The organism is Methylobacterium sp. AMS5 (assembly GCF_001542815.1).
In the GTDB taxonomy this organism is placed as follows: Bacteria; Pseudomonadota; Alphaproteobacteria; order Rhizobiales; family Beijerinckiaceae; genus Methylobacterium.
The window spans coordinates 5,230,363-5,253,315 of sequence record NZ_CP006992.1; the positions used below are offsets into that span (position 1 = coordinate 5,230,363).

The window sequence follows — 22,953 nt, forward strand, 5'->3', positions numbered from 1 at the left end:
TCGGAAAGCTTGGAGGCCTCGCCCGGAATCGAACCGGGGTGCAAGGATTTGCAGTCCTCTGCGTAACCACTCCGCCACGAGGCCTCGTCGCGGATGCGCGACACTCCGGACCGAGCGGCCGGTCCGGGGCGAGGCGTCTCTAGCAGAGGCTTGACCCGCTCGGCAACGGTCTTGTCGCTCGATCGACACAATCGCCGCCGCTGCACCGCGACCCGGTGGAAAAAGTGCGGCGTCGGCTCAGAAGGTGCAAAAAGCGGCGATAGGACCCTTGCGTCCGAAACCGCCGAAGGCTAATGACCCGCCACCGCCGCTGAGGCGGCCCGGTGATCCCCGATAGCTCAGTTGGTAGAGCAAGCGACTGTTAATCGCTTTGTCGCAGGTTCGAGTCCTGCTCGGGGAGCCAAGCTCTTCAAGGCAATCAGGAAGCCTGCGGTTTCCGCGCTTCGCATTGCACTGCAATGACCGCGAGAACGACGGCTGCGCAGCGCTGATTGCATGTGAGCCGCCTGACGGGCTTGCTGAATTCCCCCTGCATCGCTGGTGCGCTCGCTCCATTCGCTTGAATGGCGTTATGCGCATCGGCCTCGCGCCGCCTCTACGAGCGGTAGAGCCGCCCGGTCTTCAAAGGCGGCTCTATTTCGCGATGTGCTCGGCCCTATCACGAGGCGAACAGGTCTCTGCGCGACTGGTGCGTCAGTGCTCTGCGTCAACGGCGGGGGCGAGAATGCGCGGGGTTTGCTGGTGTTGTACGACTCGCCACTCCTCGTGCGACAGTCGGCGGTATGTCGAGGTGCAATGGGCCTCGTAGGTCTCTTCGCCGCGTGACGCCTTCACGGAGTAGGCGATGACGATCAGGCCTTCCTGGGGGCGTGCGATCCGACCATCGTCGAACGCGACGCTCGACCAACGCGGTGTGTCCGCGACTGCTTCGATCGCCTGAGCGCCGCCGAAGACGTAGGGCGGCTGCGGCAATGCCATCAAGCACTCGTCATCGATGAGTTCGCGGTAATGATCCGGGTCACCGGTCCAAAGGCTCTTTTCGAACGACCAAACACGATCATCGTCCACGGGGTCCTCCTCGGGCTCTCGAAGTGCCGGGACAAGACCTGCGCGCCGTGATCGTTCCTGGAAAGCACCCGCCCCGATGGTCGCGTGCGTCCCGCTCTACGGATGGCATGCCTCGGCTCAGAGCCGATGCAGCCTCAGGCGCTGGCGACCTCGAACTCCATGCCGCGTCCCGGCCCCTGGTCGGCATAATCCACGAGCGTCAATCCCCGCTCGATCAGTGTCTCTTCGAGGATGTCGCGGTGCTTGCGCACCATCTGCCCGATCGCCAGCGGCGTCAGGCGCGGGCTCGACCGGCGCAGGGCATCCACGCCGACATGGGCCGGCATGCCCTCGTTTTCGGCGATCCGTGCGAGCGCCAAACCCAGATCGCGAGCCTTCGTCTCTGCGGCCGATTTCGGCTTGAAAGCCATGTGATGCCTCTTCTCTCGATGCTTTCGTCAGGCGGCCTGCAGCGTCTCGGCGAAGTCTTCCGGCACCTCGCCGAACCGGCCGAGAATCGTCGCGCTTTCCAACTCCCCCGTTTCGTCGTCCGCCACGATCTGGATCGCGGCGGTGCCCGGCAGCCGTGTGGCCATCGCCTCGGCCCGCTTCAGCGCACCGTTCACCGTCGGCGACACCTGTTGGTCGCCGGGGCACAGGCGTTTGCGCTTCAGAATGAAGGTCTGCACGAGGTAGGTCGTCCGCATCGTCACCGTCGTTCTCCCGCACCAGGGCCGAATCAGCCGCCATTCGCGCATCGGGCAAGCCGGAAATCGGCCGCCCGCTTGTTCTATTTTCGTTCTAGCACGAAAGATGGCGCTGCGTGAGCCTGTTTTGCAGCGCCGACACGCTTGGTGGGCGACGGTCTGCGGGGATAACGATCAGCCGCCACCGATACCGGCGATCACTTTGCCCGTGCCGTTGCAGTCCGGGCAGCTCTCGGCTTCGATCTGCCCGATTCCGTTCCAGCCAGCCGAATGCAGAGCGGGCACGGCGCCAACCTTTGAGTCATGCCCGCCTATTACGGGCCAAAGTGGTGGCAGCCCGGGCGATCGGGCTCGTCGTGTGGCTGATGCGCTGTTCAGGCGGAACGCCGCGATCGCGCGATCCTGACATGGCCGCGGCGGCGTCACCCGGTCGGCACGCTTCGAACGCCCTCCCGGCACGAATCGATGCGCGATCGTTCCAACTTTACCGGATGGTGCAACGGCATCTTATCGGGCGTGTGCCACGCTTCGATGCTCACGTGAGGACATCGATGTCCAGTCATGCAGGATTTCCGATCGACACCCCTCCGACGCCCGGTGAGGTCGGGTTGATCGCGGTCGATGAACACACCTCGATCGGGTGCTGGGTCCACGACATCTCCGCGCAGGACGTCGAGATCGTCGTTCCGGACGCCTCCCTGGTCCCGGATGTGTTCATGCTGACATCGTCGGCCAAGGAATCCATCAAGGTGTGCCGCACCTTGTGGCGAACCGACGAGATGATCGGCGCACGGCAGCTTTAGGTCGTCGTCCGGACGGTGGCCGTCGGCTTTCGAAAAAATGCGACGCCAATCGTGAATGGGAGCCGTGCCTCCGAAAGCGCATCGGCCCGCGCAACGGCTGGCTATCCCTCCATCCGATCCAATGATGCGGGGAGTGTCTTCACAATTCGACGAAATGCGTGAGCCGGTCCGCGTTCAACGAACCGCGCGGGCTCTTGCCGGGTTGATCGTGCCGGTAGTGCCTCATGGCCGAGACCAAACAGCCGGACACAGTCGAAGCCCCGGATCGACCCCGCCTGACGCCCCAAGGGCCATAGCAGCGGCCCGACTTCCGGGGAGGACAGTACCGATTCCCAAGGCGGCGCAAAGCAAGGGCAAGGCGACAAAGCGGAAGGCGAGTCGTAATCGCTGAAACGCGTGACGGGCCGGCTTCTCGAAGAGAAGACCGACCCGCCTGTCGCCTGCGTACCGCATTGGGGGCTGGTAGCCCAACGACACTGATACAAACGAACCCGGCGTCGTAGATCATCCCGAACCGTGAAGATTGGCGTGACGTTGCCGAGACCGCCAACGTGTTGTCAACGTGCATGTTTTTCGCAAAGTGGCGGCTGCGCAGAAAAATCACATCGCCATCATGTGCGCCATCACACGAAGTTTGCTCTCCACGACTTGGGCAGCGGAACGAGTCGTTTCCATCAAATGATGCGTGGGCGCTCGAATATTCCGGCTTTACGTCGATGCGTACGACCGGAGCGTGGGCAATTGTTGTCCCACCACGGTTCCCGACCGAGGCCGCCTATCATCGCCCACCAATTTCCGGCCTGTTCGTCAACGGTAAGTTTTTGTTAACCATCTCGATGCAATCCTCAGCACCATCGCTCTCCCTTGCCGGTTGCGACACGGTTCCTTCAGATTCGGCCTGGTCGATTCATGGTACATCTCGCGACGGACTACCCCAGCGGATTGATCGTCGAAGCCGCCATGCCCGCTCTGAACGGCGAGAGTCGCGATCGGATCGGGCAGGGCCTGCGTGACGCCTATGTCGAGCGCTGCGACGCGCAGCCGATCACCGACGCGCAAGTCGAACTGCTGCTGCAACTGCGGCAGAAAGAGCGCGATCGCCGCCGCAGCGCCTGAGGATCGGGGCTTTCGGTCTCAAGCGACCTTGGCTTGAGATCGATTACTGCCAGCGCCGGGCCATCGGCTGCTGGCGCCGGACCTCGGCGGCACGGATCATGGTCAGAACCCGATCGAGATCCTTGAGCAGAGACGACTCGGTCGCGCGCGCCGCGGCGATTTCCCGGTCATCGCTGCCGAAGCGTTGACGCTGCTGCTGCAGAGTCAGCTCGTCCTCAAGGGCCGCCCGCTCCGCATGGAGCGCGAGGTAGGCCGCCTCCTGAGGATCGGCCGGATCGAGGAGGGGCTCTTCCTCGTGGGATGAATGTGGCTCCGTCACGATGACGGTCTCCTCGGACGTTTCAAGTGTAGGCCCGGTACCACTCTGGATCTCGCGAAGATCGCTCTCGTGGCGCGGCTTACAATGCCCCACGAAACGCCCGGGCGCCGATCACCGCCGTATTGGCTGCGATGGTGCCGCGGGCGTTTTCTGAGAGACACTGGCCCACCTACCTGTGCTGCTAACGCTCTCAGGGCCCGAAACGCTCCCAGGGGGCCGCGTGGTCCCCATCGCGGTTCCATCCCCAGCGAAATTCCGTCTTCTCCCAGGGCTTTCCAAGACCTTCCCGGGGCCTGTCATGTCACCGTCATGTCGCCGTCATAGAGGCGGCGCGTCGGTGCACTAGATGGCAGCAGCGTCGCAGCGAGACCGGCTCCGGACGGAGCCGGCCCCGACAATGCGCCCGACACCTTACGGAGATGATCGTGAAACCTTTCACTTACGCTCTGGCCGTCGGCCTCGCGGCCGCCCAGCTCGCGACTTCGGCTCTCGCGGCCGACATCACCGGCGCCGGCGCCACCTTCCCCTTCCCCGTCTACTCGAAGTGGGCGGAAGCCTACCGCAAGGAAACCGGCACGGGCCTGAACTACCAGTCCATCGGTTCGGGCGGCGGCATCAAGCAGATCCAGGCCAAGACCGTCGATTTCGGCGCCACCGACGCGCCGCTCAAGCCCGCGCAGCTCGAGAAGGACGGCCTTGTGCAGTTCCCCACCGTGATGGGCGGCGTGGTGCCGGTCATCAACGTTCCGGGCATCGAGGCCGGCAAGATCAAGCTGACCGGCGAGCTTCTGGCCGACATCTACGCCGGCAAGATCCTGAAATGGTCCGACCCGAAGATCGCCAAGCTCAATGACGGCGTGAAGCTGCCCGACGCCAACATCACCCCGGTCTACCGCTCGGACGCGTCCGGCACGACCAACATCTTCACGACCTACCTCTCGTCGGTCTCCGAGCCGTGGAAGAAGGAGTTCGGCGCCGCCACCACCGTGAGCTGGCCGGTCGGCCAGGGCGGCAAGGGCAACGAGGGCGTGACCGCCACCGTCAAGCAGGTCCCGAACTCGATCGGCTACGTCGAGTCGGCCTACGCCAAGCAGAACAAGCTCGCCTACGCGCTGATCGGGAACAAGGCCGGCAAGTATCCGCAGCCGGACGACAAGGCGTTCCAGGCCGCCGCCGCCAGCGCCGACTGGAAGTCGACCCCGGGCTTCGGCATCACCCTGACCAACCAGGCCGGCGACGACGCTTGGCCGATCACCGCCGCCACCTTCATCCTCGTCCACAAGGACGCGGCGGATGCGGCCAAGGCCGGCGACGTGCTGAAGTTCTTCGATTGGGCCTACAAGAACGGTGACAAGCTCGCCACCGAACTCGACTACGTCCCGCTCCCCGACGCCGTCGTCGGCCTGATCCACGAGGAGTGGAAGGGCATCAAGGGCAAGGACGGCAAGCCCGTCTTCGGCATGTAAGCGATCCTCTCAGGCCCTCTCCCGAAACCGGGAGGGGGCCTTTCTCCGAGTGTCCGGCTCGCCTCGCGCGCCACGGCGCGCTAAACGCCACCCATTCGAGAGCCCTTCCGCGGATGACCGCTTTGACCCAGTCCATCGCCGTGGCCAGCGAGAGCGGCGTGCCCCGCACCGCCCCGAGCAAGACCAGCGACCGCCTGTTCCAGGGGGCGGCCTACGGTTCGGCTCTGCTCGTGCTGCTGGTTCTCGCCGGCATCCTCGGCTCGATCGTCTACGGGGCTTGGCCGGCTTTCTCGGAGTTCGGCTTCGGCTTCCTCACCTCCAGCGCCTGGAATATCGGCACCGAGCAGTTCGGCGCTTTGCCGGCGGTGATCGGCACCGTCGCCGCCGCGATGCTCGCCCTCGTCATCGGCGTGCCGGTTTCGCTCGGCATCGCGATCTACCTCACGCAGCTCTGCCCCGGCTGGGCGCGCAAGCCCGTCGCCATGACCATCGAGCTGCTCGCATCCGTGCCGAGCATCATCTACGGCATGTGGGGCCTGTTCGTGTTCGCCCCGCTCTTTGCCCGCTTCGTGCAGGTGCCGGTCTCGAACCTCGTCGAGGGGATCCCGATCGTCGGCACCATCCTCTACGCCCGCATCCCCTCGGGCGTCGGCGTGCTCACCGCCGGCATCATCCTCGCGATCATGATCGTGCCGTTCGTGGCCTCGATCACCCGCGACATGCTCGACCAGATCCCGACCGTCCTGCGCGAGAGCGCCTACGGCATTGGCTGCACCACCTGGGAGGTCGTGCGCCACGTCCTCGTGCCCCAGGCCTCGGTCTCCATCATCGGCGCGATCATGCTCGGCCTCGGCCGGGCGCTGGGCGAGACCATGGCGGTCACCTTCGTCATCGGCAACGCCAACCGGCTCTCGGCCTCGATCTTCGATCCGGGTTCGACCATCGCCTCGCGCATCGCCAACGAGTTCAACGAGGCAGACGGGCTCCAGCTCTCCTCGCTGATGGCGCTCGGTTGCCTGCTCTTCATCATCACGTTCATCGTGCTGATCATCGCGCGCCTCCTCGTGCGGCGCGCCAAGGTCGCCTGAACCGATCGAACCGCCGTCAGCCTCGGAAAGTCGAGCCATGGACGCCAGCACTCCCTTCGCGACGGCCGACCACTCCCCGCGGGCGAGCCGGGTGCGCTCCGGCCGCCGGATCGCCGACCGCATCCTGATCCTGGCAAGCACGCTCGCGACGCTGCTCGGCATCGTCGTGCTCGGCTCGATCCTGCTGATGCTCATCGTCGAGGGCGTGAAGGGCTTCACCCCCACCCTGCTCACGGCGCCGACGCCGGGGCCGGGCTCCGAGGGCGGCGGCATCGCCAACGCCATCCTCGGCAGCCTCGTGATGACGTTCATCGGCATCGTCATCGCCACGCCGGTCGGGCTGATGGCCGGCACCTTCCTCGCCGAGTACGGCCGCACCTCGAAGATCGCGGACATCATCCGCTTCCTGAACGACGTCCTGCTCTCGGCGCCCTCGATCCTGATCGGCCTGTTCGTCTACACGCTGATGGTGCGCCCGATGGGCACCTATTCCGGCTGGGCCGGCGCGGTGGCGCTCGCCATCATCGCCACCCCCGTGATCGTGCGCACCACCGAGGACATGCTGCGCCTCGTGCCGGGCCAGATGCGCGAGGCCGGCGCCGCGCTCGGCGCGCCCCGTTCCCTCGTCATCCGCGCGATCACGTGGCGGGCGGCGAGCGCGGGTATCGTCACCGGCATCATCCTGGCGCTCGCCCGCATCGCTGGCGAGACCGCGCCGCTCCTGTTCACGGCGCTCAACAACAACAGCTGGTTCAACGCCAACCTGCTCGGCGGCGTGCCCAACCTTCCGGTGATGATCTACCAGTTCGCGCTGTCGCCCTACCCGAACTGGCAGAGCCTCGCCTGGGCCGGCGCGCTTCTCATCACCGTCACCATCCTGGCCCTGTCGGTGGTGGCCCGCCTCGTGATCAAGGACCAGCGGGCGCGCTGAGGCGGCCCCGGACAGACCTCCTACCAGCGAGACAATTCGATGAGCGCCTCCCCCGCGATCCGCAGCCAGTTCGAAGGCCGAAGCCCGGCCGACGTCAAGGCTCCCGTGCGCATCGCCTGCAAGGACCTCAACTTCTACTATGGCAGCTTCCATGGCCTGAAGGACATCAACCTCAATTTCCGCGACCGGCAGGTGACCGCGCTGATCGGTCCCTCGGGCTGCGGGAAGTCGACGCTGCTGCGCACCTTCAACCGGATCTACAGCCTCTATCCCGAGCAGCGCGCGGAAGGTGAGATCCTCCTCGACGGGCAGAACGTTCTGGACCCGAAGATCGATCTCAACGAGCTGCGCTCGCGCGTCGGCATGGTGTTCCAGAAGCCGACCCCCTTCCCGATGTCGATCTACGACAACGTCGCCTTCGGCCTGCGCCTCTACGAGAAGCTGCCGAAAGCCGAGCTCGACGTGCGCGTTGAGGAATCCCTGCGCAAGGCCGCGTTGTGGGACGAGGTGAAGGACAAGCTCAAGCAGTCCGGCACCGGCCTGTCCGGCGGCCAGCAGCAGCGCCTGTGCATCGCCCGCACCGTGGCACAGCGCCCCGAGGTGATCCTGTTCGACGAGCCGACCTCGGCCCTCGACCCGATCTCCACCGGCCGCATCGAGGAGCTGATCGAGCAGTTGCGGACCGAGTTCACGATCGTCATCGTGACCCACAACATGCAGCAGGCCGCGCGCATCTCGCAGTTCACGGCGTTCATGTATCTCGGCGAGCTGATCGAGTTCGACGCGACCACGAAGATTTTCATGAATCCGTCCAAGCGGCAGACCCAGGACTATATCACCGGCCGCTTCGGCTGAGATCGGCTGCGACTGCACCACAGCCGCAGCCCCCCTGTGCCCTCGTTGAGATGCATCCTCTTCGGCCGGACCCGTGTCCATCGCAGCTTGAGAGCGCTCTCGTCCGACCGCCTGATCGGGAAATTCGCGACATGGCCGACCATATCGTCTCGTCCTACGACACCGACCTTGAGAACCTGCGCCGCACGATCGCCGAGATGGGCGGCGTGGCCGAGAAGATGATGACGGATGCCACCGACGCGCTGGTGCGGCGGGATACCACCCTCGCCCAGGCGGTGATCGTCGCCGACAAGCGCCTCGACCTGCTGCAGCGGGAGATCGAGGAGCGTTCGGTTCTCCTCATCGCCCGGCGTCAGCCGCTGGCCATCGACCTGCGCGAGACGATCTCCGGCATCCGTGTCTCGGGCGACCTGGAACGGATCGGCGATCTCGCCAAGAACATCGCCAAGCGCGTCGTGGCGATCAGCGATCAGGCCCAGCCGCAGAAGATCGTGCTCGGCGTCCAGCACATGAGCGACCTCGTTCAGGAACAGCTCAAGGACGTGCTCGATGCCTATGCGAGCCGCGACGTGACCGCCGCCCGCGAGGTTTGGGAGCGGGACAGCGCCATCGACGCGCTCTACAATTCACTGTTCCGGGAACTCCTCACCTACATGATGGAGGATCCGCGCAACATCTCGTTCTGTACGCATCTGCTGTTCTGCGCCAAGAATGTCGAGCGGATCGGCGATCACACCACCAACGTTGCCGAAACCATCGAATACCTCGTCACCGGCGAGCCGCCGACGGCTGAGCGGCCCAAGAACGACGCTTCGAACTACGCGACGATTACGCCGGGCGCCTAGCGTATCGTCCCGAAAGGTGGTTGCCGGCTTTCGCAAAAAAGATGATGCGAAAACAAGAGCCTCGAGCATCGTCCGGGATCAGGTATCCAGGACGATGTTCGAGGGTTTCCGGGCAGGCGCGGCGATCAAGAGACGTTTCCCGCCCCTCGTTCGAGGGCCGGGCGTGACGGATGGAAAGACGGGCGATGACGAGTGCGCACATCCTGATCGTCGAGGACGAGGAATCGCTGACGACCCTGCTGCGCTACAATCTCGAAGCGGAGGGGTTTCAAGTCGATGTCGCGGTTCGGGGCGACGAGGCCGACCTTCGCCTGCACGAGACGACGCCCGACCTCGTCCTCCTCGACTGGATGGTGCCGGGACTCTCGGGGATCGAGCTGTGCCGGCGCATCCGGGCCCGCCGTGAGACCGAACGCTTGCCGGTCATCATGCTGACCGCCCGGGGCGAGGAGACCGACCGCGTGCGCGGCCTCTCGACCGGCGCCGACGACTACGTCGTCAAGCCGTTCTCCGTGCCGGAACTGCTCGCCCGCGTCCGTGCGCTCCTGCGCCGCGCCAAGCCCACCCACGTCTCCGACATGCTCGTGGCCGGAGACATCGAGCTCGACCGCGTCAGCCATCGCATCCGCCGGCAGGGCCGCGAGATCCATCTCGGACCGACCGAATTCAAGCTGCTCGAATACCTGATGCAGAGCCCCGGCCGGGTCTTCTCGCGGGAGCAGTTGCTCGACGGTGTGTGGGGCCACGACGTCTACATCGACGAGCGCACGGTCGATGTTCATGTCGGCCGCCTGCGCAAGGCGATCAACCGCCCGCGCCAGAGCGACCCGATCCGCACCGTGCGCGGCTCCGGCTACTCGTTCGACGAGATGTTCGCCGGAGCGGAGTGAAACGGTTTCCGTCCCATGACCGGGTGAGCTCTATCGCCCAGCGTGCGGCGTTTGAGGAGGGCACCCCTCGCGCCAGCGCGGTGGGATCCCGCCGAAGTCCAAATCCGCCATCCCGAAGGGATCAACCGGATTTGGTATGAGGCGCGGTTTTGCGGGTCGGGCAACGCCCGTCACCGCTCGGCAAACGCCCGTCATCGCGGGCGTGCCCGGACGTGCTCCTCGACGTTTCTAGCGGAAGCCGGCGACGCGGCGGTCGCGCTTGCGCTCGGCGGCCGGCTGATAGGCGATCTGCGCGTGCTGGGTGCAGTACGGGAGGCCCGTGATCGCGCGGCCGCCGCAGAAACGGAAGTCCGGAGAGGTCGGGTCGCCCATCGGCCAGCGGCACATCGACTCGCGCAGGTCCATGATGGTGACCCGCTCGGAAACCGCGAGGGCCACCGGCTCCGGAGCAGGCTTCGACGGCAGCGGGAAGTCCGGTACGGGCCTGTGCGCCACGATCGCGGGCGGTTCCGGCAGCGTCGGCTCCTCGACGACCAAGACCTCCATCTCGACCTCGGCGGCCAATCCCTCCCGGCGACGTCCCTGCGACGCCGCCCCCATCGATTTGACGCGACCGGAGAGGCCGAGGCGATGCACCTTGCCGATGACCGCGTTGCGCGAGACGCCACCGATCTGGAGGGCGATCTGGCTGGCGCTCAGGCCGTCGTCCCACAGGCGACGAAGCAGCTCCACGCGCTCATCCGTCCAGCTCGGGACCGCTTCCGTCATTGTCCCCTCCACGTCGAAACATCCTTGAGCGCGAGACCGGGCGACAGCGCGGCGCTGCAGCCGCGCATGGCGACAACAGGCATGGCCAGGGCCCGCGATCCGGCCCTGCACATGTCGGTTAACAGACGCCAAAGATGCCGTTGGCGACGCTGTGGAGACTACAGGACAGCTCGACCGCGGAGCAAGGGTCCGCGCGTCTCACGGTCCGGTTTCCCCCGGCAATCAGACCGTGCGACGCCGGAACCGATCGGACCTGATGGTCCCACGAGCGAATCCTGCGCCACCCGTTAACGCGTTGCGTAAACTTGGTCTTTTTCGCGCATGCGGATGGGGCGAGGGCTGGCTTGCCGGGCTGCCGGGCGGTTGCGCGGACGGACGAGATGTTCGCTGTCGCGTCGGGAGCGCGATCGAAAAAGATTGTCCGGACGGACGGGATGACTATGTGACGGACGTCATCCGCCGGCCTGCCGCCGGTGGACAACCGACCGTGAGCGGATTTTGGGAGATCGCATGCGACTGCGCCTCGCGCCGGCCCTTTTCCTCCTTGCCGCGATGCCGGGAAGCGCGATGGCCGCGGGGCCCGCTGCGCCGGTTCCGAACGAGGCCGCCATCCGGCTTGCCAACCACCGCGCGGTCTACGATCTGTCGTTGGCGCGCTCGGAGGGGACGCGAGCCGTCGAGGGCGTTCGCGGGCGCATCGTCATCGATTTCTCGGGCGACGCCTGCCGCGGCTACACCATGCAGACGCGTCAGGTGACGATGCTCGATTCCGGCGAGTCCGGCGACCGCACCTCGGATCTGCGCAGCACCACCTTCGAGAACGGCGACGGCAAGAGCTTCCGCTTCCGCACCACGACCATCCTCAACAATGCGCCCTCCCCGGCCGTCGACGGGACGGCGGAGGCGGCCGATGCGCTCAAGGTGAAGCTCAAGGAGCCCAAGCGCGACCAGTTCCAGGCCGAGGGTCCGGTCCTGTTTCCGATCCACCACATGATCCGCCTGATCGAGGCGGCCAAGGCGGGTGAGACGACGGTCTCGGCCAAGGTGTTCGACGGCTCGGATGACGGGCGCAAGGTCTACGACACGCTGGCCATCATCGGCCGCCCGAATGCCGCGCCCGCCGCCGACACCGAGCGCGACAAGCCGCTGCGCGAGGGCGTTCACGGCACCCTGCGCCGGTGGCCGGTCACGCTGAGCTACTTCACCGCCGGCGTGGGTGAGCGCACGCCGATCTACACTCTTACCTTCGACCTCTACGAGGACGGCGTCAGCGGGCGGCTGCACCTCGATTACGGGGATTTCGCCATCGACGGGAATCTGACGCGGCTCGACCTCGCCAAAGCCGACCCGAAGGCCGAGGCCGGCTGCAAGAAGTAGCCGCCGCGCTTCAGGTGCGCCGCCGCTCCGGCTCGCCGGTGAAGACGAGGCCGCGCTGGATCGCGGCATTGCCGAACTTTTCCCGCAGCCGGTCGAGCGCCGCCTCGCGGCGGGCGACGCGCTCGATGCCCTGATCGGCGAGATCGCCGCGGTCGGCGTGGATCGCGCCGCAGAGATCGCCGCCGCCGATGCCGATCAACCGGAAGGCCGTGCCGTCGCAGGCCGCCCGCAGCATCGGCTCGCCCTCCCGGAAGAGCCGGTCGGCGAGTTGGGTGGGTTTCAGGCCGCCGCGGGTGCGGGTGCGCAGCCGGAAGCGGGCGTCCTTCAGCTTCAGCGTGACGCTGCCGGCGGCGAGTTCCGCCCGCTTGAGCCGTGCCGACACCTTTTCGCAGAGCTGCCAGAGGATCGGCCGCAGATCCTCGAACCGGGTGAGATCGGTCGAAAAGGTCGTCTCGGACGAGACGCTCTTGGCTTCCCGGGTCGGGCGCACCGGCCGCCGGTCCCGGCCGGCGGCGAGATCGATGAGACGCAGCGCATCCCGTCCGAGAGAGGCTTGGAGACGCACCGGATCGGCGCGTGCGATGTCGCCGACGCGGTGGATGTTGAGTGAAGCGAGGCGGTTTCGCGCGCTCTCGCCGATGCCGGGCAGGATACCGACCGGCTTGTCGGCGAGGAACGTCGCGGCGTCCTCGCCTGCGATGATCGAGAAGCCGCGCGGCTTGTCGAGGTCCGAGGCGATCTTGGCCAGGAACTTGTTGTCGGACAGACCCACCGACACGGTGATGCCGACCTCCGCCTCGACCCGTGCGGCGAAGCGGGCGAGCGTGAGTGCCGGGCTCGTCCCGTGCAGGCGCTCGGTGCCGGAGAGATCGAGGAACGCCTCGTCGATGGAGACGGGCTCCACCAGCGGCGTGAGCGCCAGCATCATCGCCCGCACCTCGCGCCCGACGCGGGCGTACTTCTCCATATCCGGCCGCAGCACCGTGGCGTCGGGACAGCGCTTTAACGCCTCGAACATCGGCATCGCCGAGCGCACGCCGGAGATCCGGGCGAGATAGCAGGCGGTGGAGACGACGCCGCGCTTGCCCCCGCCGATGATGAGCGGCTTGTCGCGCAAGGACGGGTCGTCGCGCTTCTCGATCCCCGCGTAGAAGGCGTCGCAATCGACGTGGGCGATGCTCAAGGTGTCGCGGGCCGCGTGCGACAGCAGGCGCGGCGAGCCGCATCCGCGGCAGCGCAGTGCGCCGGCGGCTTGCATCGTCAGACAATCGCGGCAGAAGGGTCTCACGTCGAAAACCTCGCCCGACCTTTGCCGGGCTGATCCGGGCGAGTCAGGTTGTACGAATGTCCGGAGCCGCCGACCAGGGTTCTGCCGCGCGTCATCCCACGCCGAATCCCGATGCAGCGCCTCTGCGCATCCTCGTCCTCGGCGGCACCACCGAGGCCAGCGCGCTCGTCGCCGGGCTGGCGCGGGAGCCGGATGTCTCGGTGACGCTGTCGCTGGCCGGCCGCACCGCCGCGCCGCGGCCCGAACCGGTGCCGACCCGGATCGGCGGGTTCGGCGGTACGGAGGGGTTGGCGCGGTGGCTTGTCGGGAACGGCATTGAGGTGGTGATCGACGCGACCCACCCGTTCGCCGCGCAGATCTCGGCCAATGCGGCCGAGGCGTGCAGAGCCGTCGCGGTGCCTCTGCTCGCGGTGCGTCGCCCGGCCTGGGAGCGCGCGCCCGGCGACGACTGGATCGCGGCCGCGAACGTGCCGGCCTGTCTTGACGCGCTCGGGGCCGCACCGAGAACGGTGTTCCTCACCATCGGCCGACAGGAACTCGCCGCCTTCGCCCGCGCGCCGCAGCACGCTTATGTCGTGCGCACCATCGAGCCGGTCGGCGACGCGCTGCCGGTGCCGAACCTCGTCACCGTCAGCGCCCGCGGCCCCTTCACGCTGGCGGACGAGATCCGCTTCATGCGCGAGGCGCGAATCGAGGTGCTGGTGACGAAGAATTCCGGCGGCGCGGCGACCTATCCGAAAATCGAGGCGGCGCGCCGGCTCGGCCTTCCCGTGGTGATCGTCGACCGCCCCGCCCTGCCGGATGTGCCCGCCATCCCCGATGCCGCGGGTGCGCTTGCCTGGCTGATGGCACGGCGCAGCGAGCGCAGAGCGCCGCAAGAGTGCCTCACGAAACGCCCGATCACCGATCGTCTCCGTTCTGGGCACGGCGGCGCAGCGGAAGTTTTGTGAGAGACACGCAATCGGCTCGACGCCGCCCGGCCCCGATGCCATGCAGCGGGATGCCCGCGCCTCGACCGAAGAACCACCGATGACCCGCGCCCTGATGCTCCAGGGGACCGGATCCGATGTCGGCAAGTCGCTGCTGGTGGCCGGCCTCGCCCGTGCCTTCACCCGGCGCGGCCTGACGGTGCGTCCGTTCAAGCCGCAGAACATGTCGAACAACGCCGCCGTCACCGCCGATGGCGGCGAGATCGGCCGGGCCCAGGCGCTCCAGGCCCGCGCCGCGCGGGTCGCGCCCTCGGTCCACATGAACCCGGTCCTCCTGAAGCCGCAGAGCGAGGTCGGCGCGCAGGTGGTGGTGCAGGGGCGGATGATCGGCACCGCGCGGGCACGGGAGTACCAAACCTGGAAGCCGCGCCTGATGGCCTCCGTGCTCGACAGCTTCGAGCGGCTGCGCAGCGAGGCGGACATCGTGCTCGTGGAGGGCGCGGGCTCGCCGGCCGAGGTGAACCTGCGGCAGGGCGACATTGCCAATATGGGTTTTGCCCGGGCGACGGGAACGCCGGTGGTGCTCGTCGGCGACATCGATCGGGGCGGCGTCATCGCCAGCCTCGTCGGCACGCAGGCGGTGCTGGAGCCCGACGATGCGGCGATGATCCGCGGCTTCATCGTCAACCGCTTTCGCGGCGACCCGACGCTGTTTGCCGACGGCATGGCCCTGATCGCCGCGCGCACCGGCTGGTCCCCGCTCGGCCTCGTGCCGTTCTTTGCCGATGCCGGCCGCCTGCCGCCGGAGGATGCGGTGGCGCTCGATGCCCCTCAAGCGCCCCGCGACGGCGCCTTGCCGCTGATCGCGGTGCTGCGCTTTCCGCACATCGCCAATTTTGACGACCTCGACCCGCTGCGGCAGGAGCCTGGCGTCGCCGTGACCTTCGTGCCGCCCGGCGAGCCCGTCCCGGCGGACGCCGATCTCATCATCCTTCCGGGCTCCAAGACCACGATCGACGATCTCGAATGTCTGCGCGCGGAAGGATGGGACATCGATATCCGCGCCCATCTGCGCCGCGGCCGTCGCGTGCTCGGGCTGTGCGGCGGCTACCAGATGCTCGGCCGCTCCATCGCCGATCCGCAGGGAATCGAGGGTGCGCCGCGTGACGTGCCGGGTCTCGGTCTCCTCGACGTCGAGACGGTGATGACGGGCGAGAAGCGCCTCGTCGCCGCCACCGGCACGACGCTCGCGGATGGCGCGCCGTTCTCCGGCTACGAGATGCATGTCGGCGATACGACCGGGCCGGACACCGCCCGACCCCTGCTGCGCCTGGCCGACGGGCGGGTCGACGGTGCCGTCTCAGGCGATGGGCTCGTGACCGGCACCTATGTCCACGGCCTGTTCGCCGACGACCACCAACGCGCGGCCTGGCTCGCCCGGCTCGGCGCCGCGCCCGGCCTCACCCGCTACGAGGCCGGCATCGAAGAGGTGCTCGACCGCTTCGCCGACCACCTCGAAGCGCATCTCGACTGCGACGGGCTGCTGCGCCTGCGCTGAGCGGCGCTACCGGCCGAAGGTGAGCCAGAGGCCGGTCCCGGCCGCGACCAGCGTGAATTGCAGCGCGCAGGCCGTCCGATAGAGCTTCAGCGCGCGCACGATGTCGTCGGGGTTGGCCTCGGCCCGCCCGTCGCCCATCCAGGCATCCTCGACACGGGTGTCGCCGTAGATGCGTGGGCCCGCGAGCCGTAACCCCAATGCGCCGGCCATGGCCGCCTCGGGCCAGCCGGCATTGGGCGAGCGGTGGCGGCCCGCGTCGCGGCGGATTGCCCGCCACGCACCCGTCGCGGAGACATCCCGGCTCAGGGCCGCCGCCGCGATCAGCAGGAGGGCGGTGAGCCGCGAAGCGGGCAGGTTCACGAGGTCGTCGAGACGGGCGGAAGCCCAGCCGAACGCCTCGTAACGGGGGGTCCGGTGGCCGACCATGCTGTCGGCGGTGTTGATCGCCTTGTAGAGCGCGCCGCCCGTGAGCCCGCCGGCGCCGATCCAGAAGGCCGGCGCGACGATGCCGTCGGAAAAGTTCTCGGCGAGGCTCTCGATCGCGGCCCGGCACACGGCCGCCTCGTCGAGGCTTTCAGGGTTTCGGCCGACGATCATCGACACGGCGGTGCGCCCCCCGGCCAGCCCCTCCGTCCGCAGGGCGGCGGAGACACGCCGGACATGGACGAACAGGCTGCGCTGCGCCGGCAGGCTCGCGGCGAGAATCGCGAGGACCATCAGGCCGAACCCATGGCCCGTGAGCGCGGCGAGCGCCGTCAGCCCCAGGGTGACGGCGGCCACCGTGGCGAGCAGCACGGTGAGAGCCAGGAGGCCGCCGAGCCGGCGCGTTCGCGGCGCGCCCCGGTTGAGCCCGCGTTCGAGCGCGGCGATCAGCCCGCCGATCCAGGTGACAGGATGGCCGAGCGCCCTGTAGAGGCGGTCCGGATAACCCGCCACGGCCTCGATCAGCAGGGCGAGGGCCAGGATGCCGAGGGTATCGGGCGGATGGGTCAGGGCGATCCAGGACATCGTTGGCAGGGTCGGTGCAGGGCGGGATGGGCGGACGCGAGGTGCTGACGGACGGTTCGCGCGACGGGATTGCGCATGGCGGCGATCTCGACGCGGCCCGCCGGCTGTTTCCGGGGGCGCCCGAGCCGTGGATCGACCTTTCCACCGGTATCAACCCGGTGCCCTATCCGCTGCCGCCCCTCATAGCCAGTGCCCTTTACCGCCTGCCCTCCCCCGCCGACCTTGCCCGGCTCAAATCCGCGGCAGTGGCGGCCTACGGCGCGCCGGGTCCGGACCATGTCGTCGCCGCGCCCGGCACGCAGATCCTGATCGAGACCCTGCCGCGGCTCCTGCCGCCCTCCCGCGTCGCGGTGGTCGGCCCGACCTATGCCGAGCACGCCGCCGCCTGGACCCGCTCCGGCCATACGGTGCGGATGGTGACCGACGCGCGCGAGGTCGAGGGGGCTGAGGTCGTGGTGGCGGTCAGCCCCAACAATCCCGACGGGCGCGTGCTCTCGGCTGAGGCGCTGGCGCGCGTCGCCGGGGGAGGTCTCGTCGTGCTCGATCAGGCCTTCGCCGATCTGGAACCCGTGGAGGCCGCGCGGCCGGGGCCCGGCCTCGTGATCCTGCGCTCGTTCGGCAAGACCTACGGACTCGCGGGCCTCCGGCTCGGCTTCGCGCTCACCGAGCCGGCGCTGGCGCGGCGCATCGAATCCGCCCTCGGTCCGTGGGCGGTCTCGGGCCCCGCCATCGCCGCAGGCTGCGCGGCGCTGCCGGATGCCGCGTGGCGCCGCGAAGCCGCCGCCGCCCGGGCGAAAGACGCAGGCCGCCTCGACCGGATGATCGGGCGGGCCGGCGGACGAATCGTCGGCGGGACGGCCCTGTTCCGTACGGCGGATTTCCCGGACGGGCCCGGCCTGTTCCGGGCACTCGGCGAGGCCGGGATCTACCTGCGGCGCTTTGTCGAAGCGCCGGAGCGGCTGCGCTTCGGCCTGCCCCCGGACAAGGTGGCGTGGTGCCGCCTCTCGCGGGTGCTCAAGTAGGCTGGGATCGGCCGCCCAGCCAAGAGACGGCCAACGCGGCGAGCGCGAAGGCGCCGCCGACGGCGCAGACGCCGGGCCAGCCCGCGAGGAGGAAGGCGCGCGAGCCGAGGAAGGCGCCGGCCGCCCCACCGATGAAGACGGCGGTGAACAGCACGGTGTTGACGCGCCCGCGGGCGCCCGGCGCGAGGGCGTAGGCGCGGGTCTGGTTGGCGATCAGCGCGCCGTTGATGCCGATGTCGAGGAGCAGCACGCCTGCCGCGATGGCGAGGAGCGACACCTCACCGGCCAGCGCCAGCACCGCGAAGGCCGCCGCGACCAGGGCGCTGCCGACGATCACCACCGGCCGGGCGCCGCGCCGGTCGCTGTAGCGGCCGGAATAGGGAGCGATCAGCGCGCCTGCGACGCCGATGACGCCGAACAAGCCCGCGCCTGCCGCGGTGAGATCGAAGGGCGGCGCCTCGACGAGGAGGGCCAGCGTCGCCCAGAACGCGTTGAAGCTGGCAAACAGCAGGGCCTGGGACAGGCTGGCGTTGCGCAAGATCGGCTGGCTGCGCACGAGATGCAGCAGCGAGATCATCAGCGCGCGATAACGCAGGCGCTGCTTCGGTGCGCTGCGCGGCAGCGTGCGCCACGCGACCCCCGCCATGGCGACAGCGAGGCCGGCTGCGGCGAAGAACACCGCGCGCCAGCCGAACTGCGCGCCGACGAAGCCGCTCGCGGTGCGGGCGAGCAGGATGCCGGAGAGCAGGCCGGTCATGACGCCGCCGACGATCCGTCCCCGGCTCGCATCGGGCGCAAGCTCGGCGGCGAAGGGCACCGCCTGCTGCGCGGCGCAGGCGAGTACGCCGATGACGAGGCTGGCCGTCGCGAGCACGGTGAGATTCGGGCTGAGCGCGGCGACGACCAGGGCGACCGCCAGCCCCAGCAACTGCCACACGATGAGGTCACGCCGCGGCAGGGCATCGCCGAGGGGCACGAGGAACAGGATGCCCAGGCCGTAGCCGACGAGGCTGGCCGTAGGCACGAGCAGGGCCGCCCGCTCGCCGAACTCGGCAACGAGGACCGCGAGGAGAGGCTGATTGTAGTAGATGTTGGCGACGGCCCCACCCGCAATCAGGGTGAGCCCGACGCGCGTCGTGGGGGATAAGGCGCGGTCGCCGCCCGCTTCACGGCTCATCGGTGCGCTGCCCGCATCTCGGAGGGCTGGGACGGAGAGGCATCGAGGGGCAGGACAAACGGCATGGACCGCCCCATACGGCAGGCCGCAGCCGAACCGCCAGCCCTGACGACACAACGAGGCGTAGCCGTCGCGCGGCAGAATGTCCGGTTTCGCTCCGACGGCCTGCCGAAACGCACGGTCGAAGACCGTACCCTCGCCAAGGTCGAATGCGGAGCGGACGTCGTGCCGAGGACATACCGACGCGTGATGGTAGCATCCCTCAAAAGACGGCCTATATGAACAATTGTAAGAAAAACACACAGCCTTTGCAGCAGCTTGGCCGGGCAACCATTTACAGATGGGCGCGTGATGGCGCACATTTTCCCCGGGTGGCCGGCCGCCGCTTCAAGATGAGGAGTCGTGTATGCCGAATTACCGCGTCCACTTCGCGAAGCAGATCCTCGGAGTGCCCTTCACGGTCGGCTTCGTCGAGATTTCTCGCGCGCGCGATCCGGAGCGCGCCCTGAAGGCCGCGGAGATCCGCTTTGCCCGCTCACGCGGTGTGAACGACTGGCGCGAGCGCGCCGATACGGTGGATCTCGCGCCGCATGCGGAAGCGCAGTTCTAAGGGCGGCCGACGGGTCGGCCTCGGTCGACCATGGCCTGCCGGCGCAACGCGATTCGCTCAGGGGAATGGTGTTCCCGGCGGAGCCCCCGCATGCTTCCCATATCTGGCGCCGAGGCGGCGTAGGCTCTAGGTTCCGGTAACGGCCGAGCCTTGTCTGCGTCGGCTCGGCGGATCCAAGGGCTTGTTCGGTCATGGCGGCGATCTCGTTCCTCGGCGATCTCATCCAGACCATCAGCGACCGGGGCCGGGATCTCATCGGCTTGGCCCGCTCCGATCTGGCGCGGACGGCGAGCGCGGCCGACCTGACCCGATTCTGCGAAGACTTGATCTCCCGTCGCGGCGAAGCCTCGGGCGTCGCGCTCGCCCGCTTGATCCTCGATCGCTACGCCGCCTTTCCCCTTGAGGACCGGCTCGCCTTCCTCGAACTCATCGCCACCGAATTCGGCGCCGACCATGATGCGGTCGACGCGGCCATCGCCGCTTACCGTGCTGACCCGACGCGGGCCCGACTCGGTCTGTTGCACGTGGCGGCCGAGCCGCGCTCTCAGGAACTGATCCGGCGGCTCAATCTCGCCCGCGGTGGCACCCTGGCGCTGGTGCGGATGCGCGAGGATCTGTTCACGCTACGCAAGCGCCTGAAGGATCGGGAAGCCGCCCCGGAGACGATCGACGCGGCGGTGAGCCTCGATAGCGATTTCGAGCACCTGTTCGCCTCTTGGTTCAACCGGGGCTTCCTCGTTCTGCGCCCGATCGATTGGTCGACGCCGGCCGACATCCTCGAGAAGATCATCCGCTATGAGGCGGTCCACGAGATCGCCGATTGGGACGAGTTGCGCCGCCGCATCCAGCCGACGGACCGGCGCTGCTTCGCCTTCTTCCACCCGGCCCTGCTCGACGAGCCGCTGATTTTCGTCGAGGTGGCGCTCACCAACGCCATCGCCCCGGCGATCCAGCCGATCCTGGCCGACGGGCGCGAACCGGTGCCCGCGCGGAGCGCCACGACCGCGATCTTCTACTCGATCTCGAACTGCCAGAAGGGTTTGGCCGGCGTCACCTTCGGAAACTTCCTCATCAAGCAGGTGGTCGAGGATCTCGCCCGTGAGATTCCCTCGCTGAAGACCTTCGTCACCCTCTCGCCCGTGCCCGGCTTCCGCACTTGGCTCGACCGGGAGCGTGGCGCCGACGCGCCGCAAGGCCTGACGCGGGAGGATGTGGAGGCGCTGCGCCTGCTCGATACCGAAGATTGGCGCAGCGACAAGACGAAGTGCGAGGCGGTGCGGCGCGCCATGCTGCCCGCGGCGGCCGCCTATTTCCTGCGCGCCAAGAACGAGAAGGGCCGCCCGCTCGATCCGGTGGCCCGCTTCCATCTCGGCAACGGCGCGCGGCTGGAGCGGATGAATTTCCTCGGCGACACCTCGAAGAAGGGCCTGCGTCAGTCCTACGGGCTGATGGTGAACTACCTCTACGACCTGTCGGCGATCGAGAAGAACCACGAGACCTACGTCAATCTCGGCACCGTCGCGACCTCCTCGGCGGTCAGCCGCGAGCTGCGCTCCAACCTGCCGCCGCCGCGGGCGGTGGTGCTGGCGGAGGCGGGCTGAGTCGTTTCCTCAGCGGGACGAGGGACGCCGCTTTTTCGCTGCGGCGCGGGACCGATTCCTTCCTCGAACGTTCTCCTGTCCGATGCCCGCCCGAACTCTCAAGGCGGCGGGCCTGACAAAAGCAGGAGTTCCGCCATGGTTGATACGGATCGCATCGTCGGCACCGCGAAGGATCTCGGCGGGCGGGCGCAAGGCGTGGTGGGCGATGCGCTCGGCTCGGACCGGGATTCGCTGGAAGGCCGTTACCGGGAAGCCGAGGGCCGCGCGCAGCGCATCTACGGGCAGGCCAAGGACACCGTGCGCGACATCGCCGACGATGTCGGCGGCTATGCGGAGGACGCCTATGACCGCGTCAGCCGTAACGGCGGCACGTATCTGCGCGATGGGCGCGAGCGGGTCGAGACGCAGGTTGGGGAGAACCCGTTCCTTGCTCTCCTGATCGCCGGCGCGGTCGGCTACGGCCTCGCCCTGCTGCTGCATTCGCGCCGCTGAGCGAAACAGGTCGGAGCGCGGCGCTCGATCATCGTCCTGGACACCTGATCCAGGACGATGATCGAGGCTCTCGCTTTTGCATCATCTTTTTCCGAAAGCCGGCAACCACCTTTCGGGACGATGCTCTCGCGCCGCGCTCTCCCGTTCGTCGGTGCTACTGCGCCGTCCACCCGCCATCCATCGCGATGTTGGCGCCGGTGATCTGGCTGGCGCTGTCCGTGCACAGGAACAGGGCGAGCGCGGCCACCTGATCGATCGTCACGAATTCCTTGGTCGGCTGCGCCTTGAGCAGAACGTCCTCGATCACCTGCTCCTTGGTGAGCCCGCGCGCCTTCATCGTGTCCGGGATCTGGCTTTCCACCAGCGGGGTCCAGACATAGCCCGGTGAGATGCAGTTGACGGTGATTCCGTGGGTGGCAAGCTCGAGCGCCGCCGTCTTGGTGAGGCCGACGACGCCGTGCTTGGCCGCGACATAGGCCGACTTGTAGGGCGAGGCGACCATCGAGTGCGCCGAGGCCGTATTGATGACCCGGCCCCAGCCTTTCGCCTTCATGTGCGGCACGGCCGCGCGCAGGGTGTGAAAGGCCGAGCTGAGATTGAGCGCGATGATCTGGTCCCACTTCTCGACCGGAAAGTCCTCGATCGGCGAGACGTACTGGATGCCCGCATTGTTCACGAGGATGTCGATGCCGCCGAACGTCTCGACCGAGAGTGCGATCAGCCCGCCGATCTCGTCGGGCTTGGTGAGGTCGGCGGGCGAGTAGACCGCCTTCACGCCGAACTCGCTCTCGATGCCGGTTCGCGTGCGCTCGATCTCCTCGGGCTTGCCGAAGCCGTTGAGGACGATGTTCGCGCCGTCCTTAGCGAAGCTCTTGGCGATGGCGAGGCCGATGCCGCTCGTCGAGCCGGTGACGACGGCGGATTTCCCTTGCAGGCTCATGAAATGCCCTCCGCTTCACGGGCCGCGCGGACCCTCACGCCCCACGACTTGCCCCAATGGTTCGGCGAAGTCGATCTTGCTGCGCCGCACGCGCTGACGCTAAGCGGCGGTTGACA

24 protein-coding genes and 2 tRNA genes are annotated in these 22,953 nt (G+C 68.0%); 16 read left to right on the plus strand and 10 right to left on the minus strand.

Annotated features, from left to right (window positions below; genetic code table 11):
• Positions 1-10 precede the first annotated feature (10 nt).
• Positions 11-84 (minus strand) — tRNA-Cys (locus tag Y590_RS23275).
• Positions 85-327: 243 nt separating this feature from the next.
• On the opposite strand from Y590_RS23275, the gene Y590_RS23280 reads away from it, so the two are divergent.
• Positions 328-403: transfer RNA gene (locus Y590_RS23280), tRNA-Asn, on the plus strand.
• A 290-nt stretch (positions 404-693) separates the two neighbouring features.
• Here Y590_RS23280 and Y590_RS23285 read toward each other — a convergent pair.
• The 3 genes from Y590_RS23285 to Y590_RS23295 form a co-directional block, all read right to left on the minus strand.
• A complete protein-coding gene (locus Y590_RS23285; protein WP_060771939.1) occupies positions 694-1,068 on the minus strand; it encodes a DUF4440 domain-containing protein in 375 nt (124 codons plus the stop codon).
• Positions 1,069-1,202: 134 nt separating this feature from the next.
• The gene (locus Y590_RS23290) at positions 1,203-1,478 is read right to left on the minus strand and encodes a hypothetical protein (protein ID WP_003600805.1); all 276 of its coding nucleotides are present in this window, start codon (positions 1,476-1,478) and stop codon (positions 1,203-1,205) included.
• 27 nt (positions 1,479-1,505) lie between these two features.
• Positions 1,506-1,760: a hypothetical protein gene (locus Y590_RS23295; RefSeq protein ID WP_003600804.1), complete on the minus strand. Its 255-nt coding sequence runs from the start codon at positions 1,758-1,760 to the stop codon at positions 1,506-1,508.
• Positions 1,761-2,083: 323 nt separating this feature from the next.
• Here Y590_RS23295 and Y590_RS27485 point away from each other — a divergent pair, with 323 nt between their 5' ends.
• Both Y590_RS27485 and Y590_RS23305 read left to right on the plus strand, forming a co-directional pair.
• On the plus strand, positions 2,084-2,557 hold the full coding sequence (locus Y590_RS27485) for a hypothetical protein (RefSeq protein WP_286161817.1): 474 nt from the start codon (positions 2,084-2,086) through the stop codon (positions 2,555-2,557).
• A 909-nt stretch (positions 2,558-3,466) separates the two neighbouring features.
• Positions 3,467-3,673: a hypothetical protein gene (locus Y590_RS23305; protein ID WP_060771941.1), complete on the plus strand. Its 207-nt coding sequence runs from the start codon at positions 3,467-3,469 to the stop codon at positions 3,671-3,673.
• Between the two features lie 43 nt (positions 3,674-3,716).
• Here Y590_RS23305 and Y590_RS23310 read toward each other — a convergent pair whose 3' ends face one another.
• Positions 3,717-3,992 (minus strand): hypothetical protein, encoded by a 276-nt coding sequence (locus tag Y590_RS23310; protein ID WP_060771942.1) that lies wholly within the window; start codon positions 3,990-3,992, stop codon positions 3,717-3,719.
• A gap of 425 nt (positions 3,993-4,417) precedes the next feature.
• On the opposite strand from Y590_RS23310, the gene pstS reads away from it, so the two are divergent.
• The 6 genes from pstS to phoB all read left to right on the plus strand — a co-directional run bounded on the left by pstS (position 4,418) and on the right by phoB (position 10,067).
• Positions 4,418-5,458: a phosphate ABC transporter substrate-binding protein PstS gene (pstS, locus tag Y590_RS23315; protein WP_060772431.1), complete on the plus strand. Its 1,041-nt coding sequence runs from the start codon at positions 4,418-4,420 to the stop codon at positions 5,456-5,458.
• Positions 5,459-5,571: 113 nt separating this feature from the next.
• Positions 5,572-6,546, plus strand: coding sequence for a phosphate ABC transporter permease subunit PstC (gene pstC, locus Y590_RS23320; RefSeq protein ID WP_060771943.1), 975 nt, complete (start codon positions 5,572-5,574; stop codon positions 6,544-6,546).
• 37 nt (positions 6,547-6,583) lie between these two features.
• Entirely contained in the window at positions 6,584-7,477 is an 894-nt protein-coding gene (pstA, locus tag Y590_RS23325; RefSeq protein WP_060771944.1) for a phosphate ABC transporter permease PstA, read from the plus strand.
• A 39-nt stretch (positions 7,478-7,516) separates the two neighbouring features.
• Positions 7,517-8,332, plus strand: a complete 816-nt coding sequence (pstB, locus tag Y590_RS23330) for a phosphate ABC transporter ATP-binding protein PstB (protein WP_060771945.1) — start codon at positions 7,517-7,519, stop codon at positions 8,330-8,332.
• A gap of 131 nt (positions 8,333-8,463) precedes the next feature.
• Positions 8,464-9,177, plus strand: a complete 714-nt coding sequence (gene phoU, locus Y590_RS23335) for a phosphate signaling complex protein PhoU (protein WP_060771946.1) — start codon at positions 8,464-8,466, stop codon at positions 9,175-9,177.
• 185 nt (positions 9,178-9,362) lie between these two features.
• A complete protein-coding gene (gene phoB, locus Y590_RS23340; RefSeq protein ID WP_003600784.1) occupies positions 9,363-10,067 on the plus strand; it encodes a phosphate regulon transcriptional regulator PhoB in 705 nt (234 codons plus the stop codon).
• A gap of 228 nt (positions 10,068-10,295) precedes the next feature.
• On the opposite strand, the gene Y590_RS23345 is transcribed toward phoB, so the two are convergent.
• Complete coding sequence (locus Y590_RS23345) at positions 10,296-10,835, minus strand: GcrA family cell cycle regulator (protein ID WP_060771947.1); 540 nt, start codon at positions 10,833-10,835, stop codon at positions 10,296-10,298.
• 510 nt (positions 10,836-11,345) lie between these two features.
• On the opposite strand from Y590_RS23345, the gene Y590_RS23350 reads away from it, so the two are divergent.
• Positions 11,346-12,212 (plus strand): cell envelope integrity EipB family protein, encoded by an 867-nt coding sequence (locus Y590_RS23350; protein ID WP_060771948.1) that lies wholly within the window; start codon positions 11,346-11,348, stop codon positions 12,210-12,212.
• Between the two features lie 10 nt (positions 12,213-12,222).
• On the opposite strand, the gene Y590_RS23355 is transcribed toward Y590_RS23350, so the two are convergent.
• Positions 12,223-13,500 carry a DNA polymerase IV gene (locus Y590_RS23355; RefSeq protein ID WP_083530947.1) on the minus strand — a complete coding sequence of 426 codons (1,278 nt, stop codon included), beginning with the start codon at positions 13,498-13,500 and terminating at the stop codon, positions 12,223-12,225.
• Positions 13,501-13,556: 56 nt separating this feature from the next.
• Between Y590_RS23355 and Y590_RS23360 the strand changes: the two genes are divergently transcribed.
• Both Y590_RS23360 and Y590_RS23365 read left to right on the plus strand, forming a co-directional pair.
• Positions 13,557-14,450 (plus strand): cobalt-precorrin-6A reductase, encoded by an 894-nt coding sequence (locus Y590_RS23360; protein ID WP_060771950.1) that lies wholly within the window; start codon positions 13,557-13,559, stop codon positions 14,448-14,450.
• 79 nt (positions 14,451-14,529) lie between these two features.
• On the plus strand, positions 14,530-15,987 hold the full coding sequence (locus Y590_RS23365) for a cobyric acid synthase (protein WP_060772432.1): 1,458 nt from the start codon (positions 14,530-14,532) through the stop codon (positions 15,985-15,987).
• A 6-nt stretch (positions 15,988-15,993) separates the two neighbouring features.
• Here Y590_RS23365 and cbiB read toward each other — a convergent pair whose 3' ends face one another.
• Positions 15,994-16,995, minus strand: coding sequence for an adenosylcobinamide-phosphate synthase CbiB (gene cbiB, locus Y590_RS23370; RefSeq protein ID WP_060771951.1), 1,002 nt, complete (start codon positions 16,993-16,995; stop codon positions 15,994-15,996).
• A 26-nt stretch (positions 16,996-17,021) separates the two neighbouring features.
• Between cbiB and cobD the strand changes: the two genes are divergently transcribed.
• Positions 17,022-18,017: a threonine-phosphate decarboxylase CobD gene (gene cobD, locus Y590_RS23375; RefSeq protein ID WP_060771952.1), complete on the plus strand. Its 996-nt coding sequence runs from the start codon at positions 17,022-17,024 to the stop codon at positions 18,015-18,017.
• Here the strand turns inward: cobD and Y590_RS23380 are convergent.
• Entirely contained in the window at positions 18,010-19,194 is a 1,185-nt protein-coding gene (locus tag Y590_RS23380; RefSeq protein WP_060771953.1) for an MFS transporter, read from the minus strand. The two genes, cobD and Y590_RS23380, sit on opposite strands and share 8 nt — an antisense overlap.
• A gap of 406 nt (positions 19,195-19,600) precedes the next feature.
• Here Y590_RS23380 and Y590_RS23385 point away from each other — a divergent pair, with 406 nt between their 5' ends.
• The 3 genes from Y590_RS23385 (at position 19,601) to Y590_RS23395 (ending at position 21,897) form a co-directional block, all read left to right on the plus strand.
• Positions 19,601-19,804: a hypothetical protein gene (locus tag Y590_RS23385; RefSeq protein ID WP_060771954.1), complete on the plus strand. Its 204-nt coding sequence runs from the start codon at positions 19,601-19,603 to the stop codon at positions 19,802-19,804.
• Positions 19,805-19,995: 191 nt separating this feature from the next.
• On the plus strand, positions 19,996-21,405 hold the full coding sequence (locus Y590_RS23390; protein ID WP_060771955.1) for a malonyl-CoA decarboxylase: 1,410 nt from the start codon (positions 19,996-19,998) through the stop codon (positions 21,403-21,405).
• 135 nt (positions 21,406-21,540) lie between these two features.
• Positions 21,541-21,897 carry a CsbD family protein gene (locus Y590_RS23395; RefSeq protein WP_060771956.1) on the plus strand — a complete coding sequence of 119 codons (357 nt, stop codon included), beginning with the start codon at positions 21,541-21,543 and terminating at the stop codon, positions 21,895-21,897.
• Between the two features lie 154 nt (positions 21,898-22,051).
• Here the strand turns inward: Y590_RS23395 and Y590_RS23400 are convergent, their stop codons facing one another.
• Positions 22,052-22,837 carry a 3-hydroxybutyrate dehydrogenase gene (locus Y590_RS23400; protein ID WP_060771957.1) on the minus strand — a complete coding sequence of 262 codons (786 nt, stop codon included), beginning with the start codon at positions 22,835-22,837 and terminating at the stop codon, positions 22,052-22,054.
• Between the last annotated feature and the right edge of the window lie 116 nt (positions 22,838-22,953).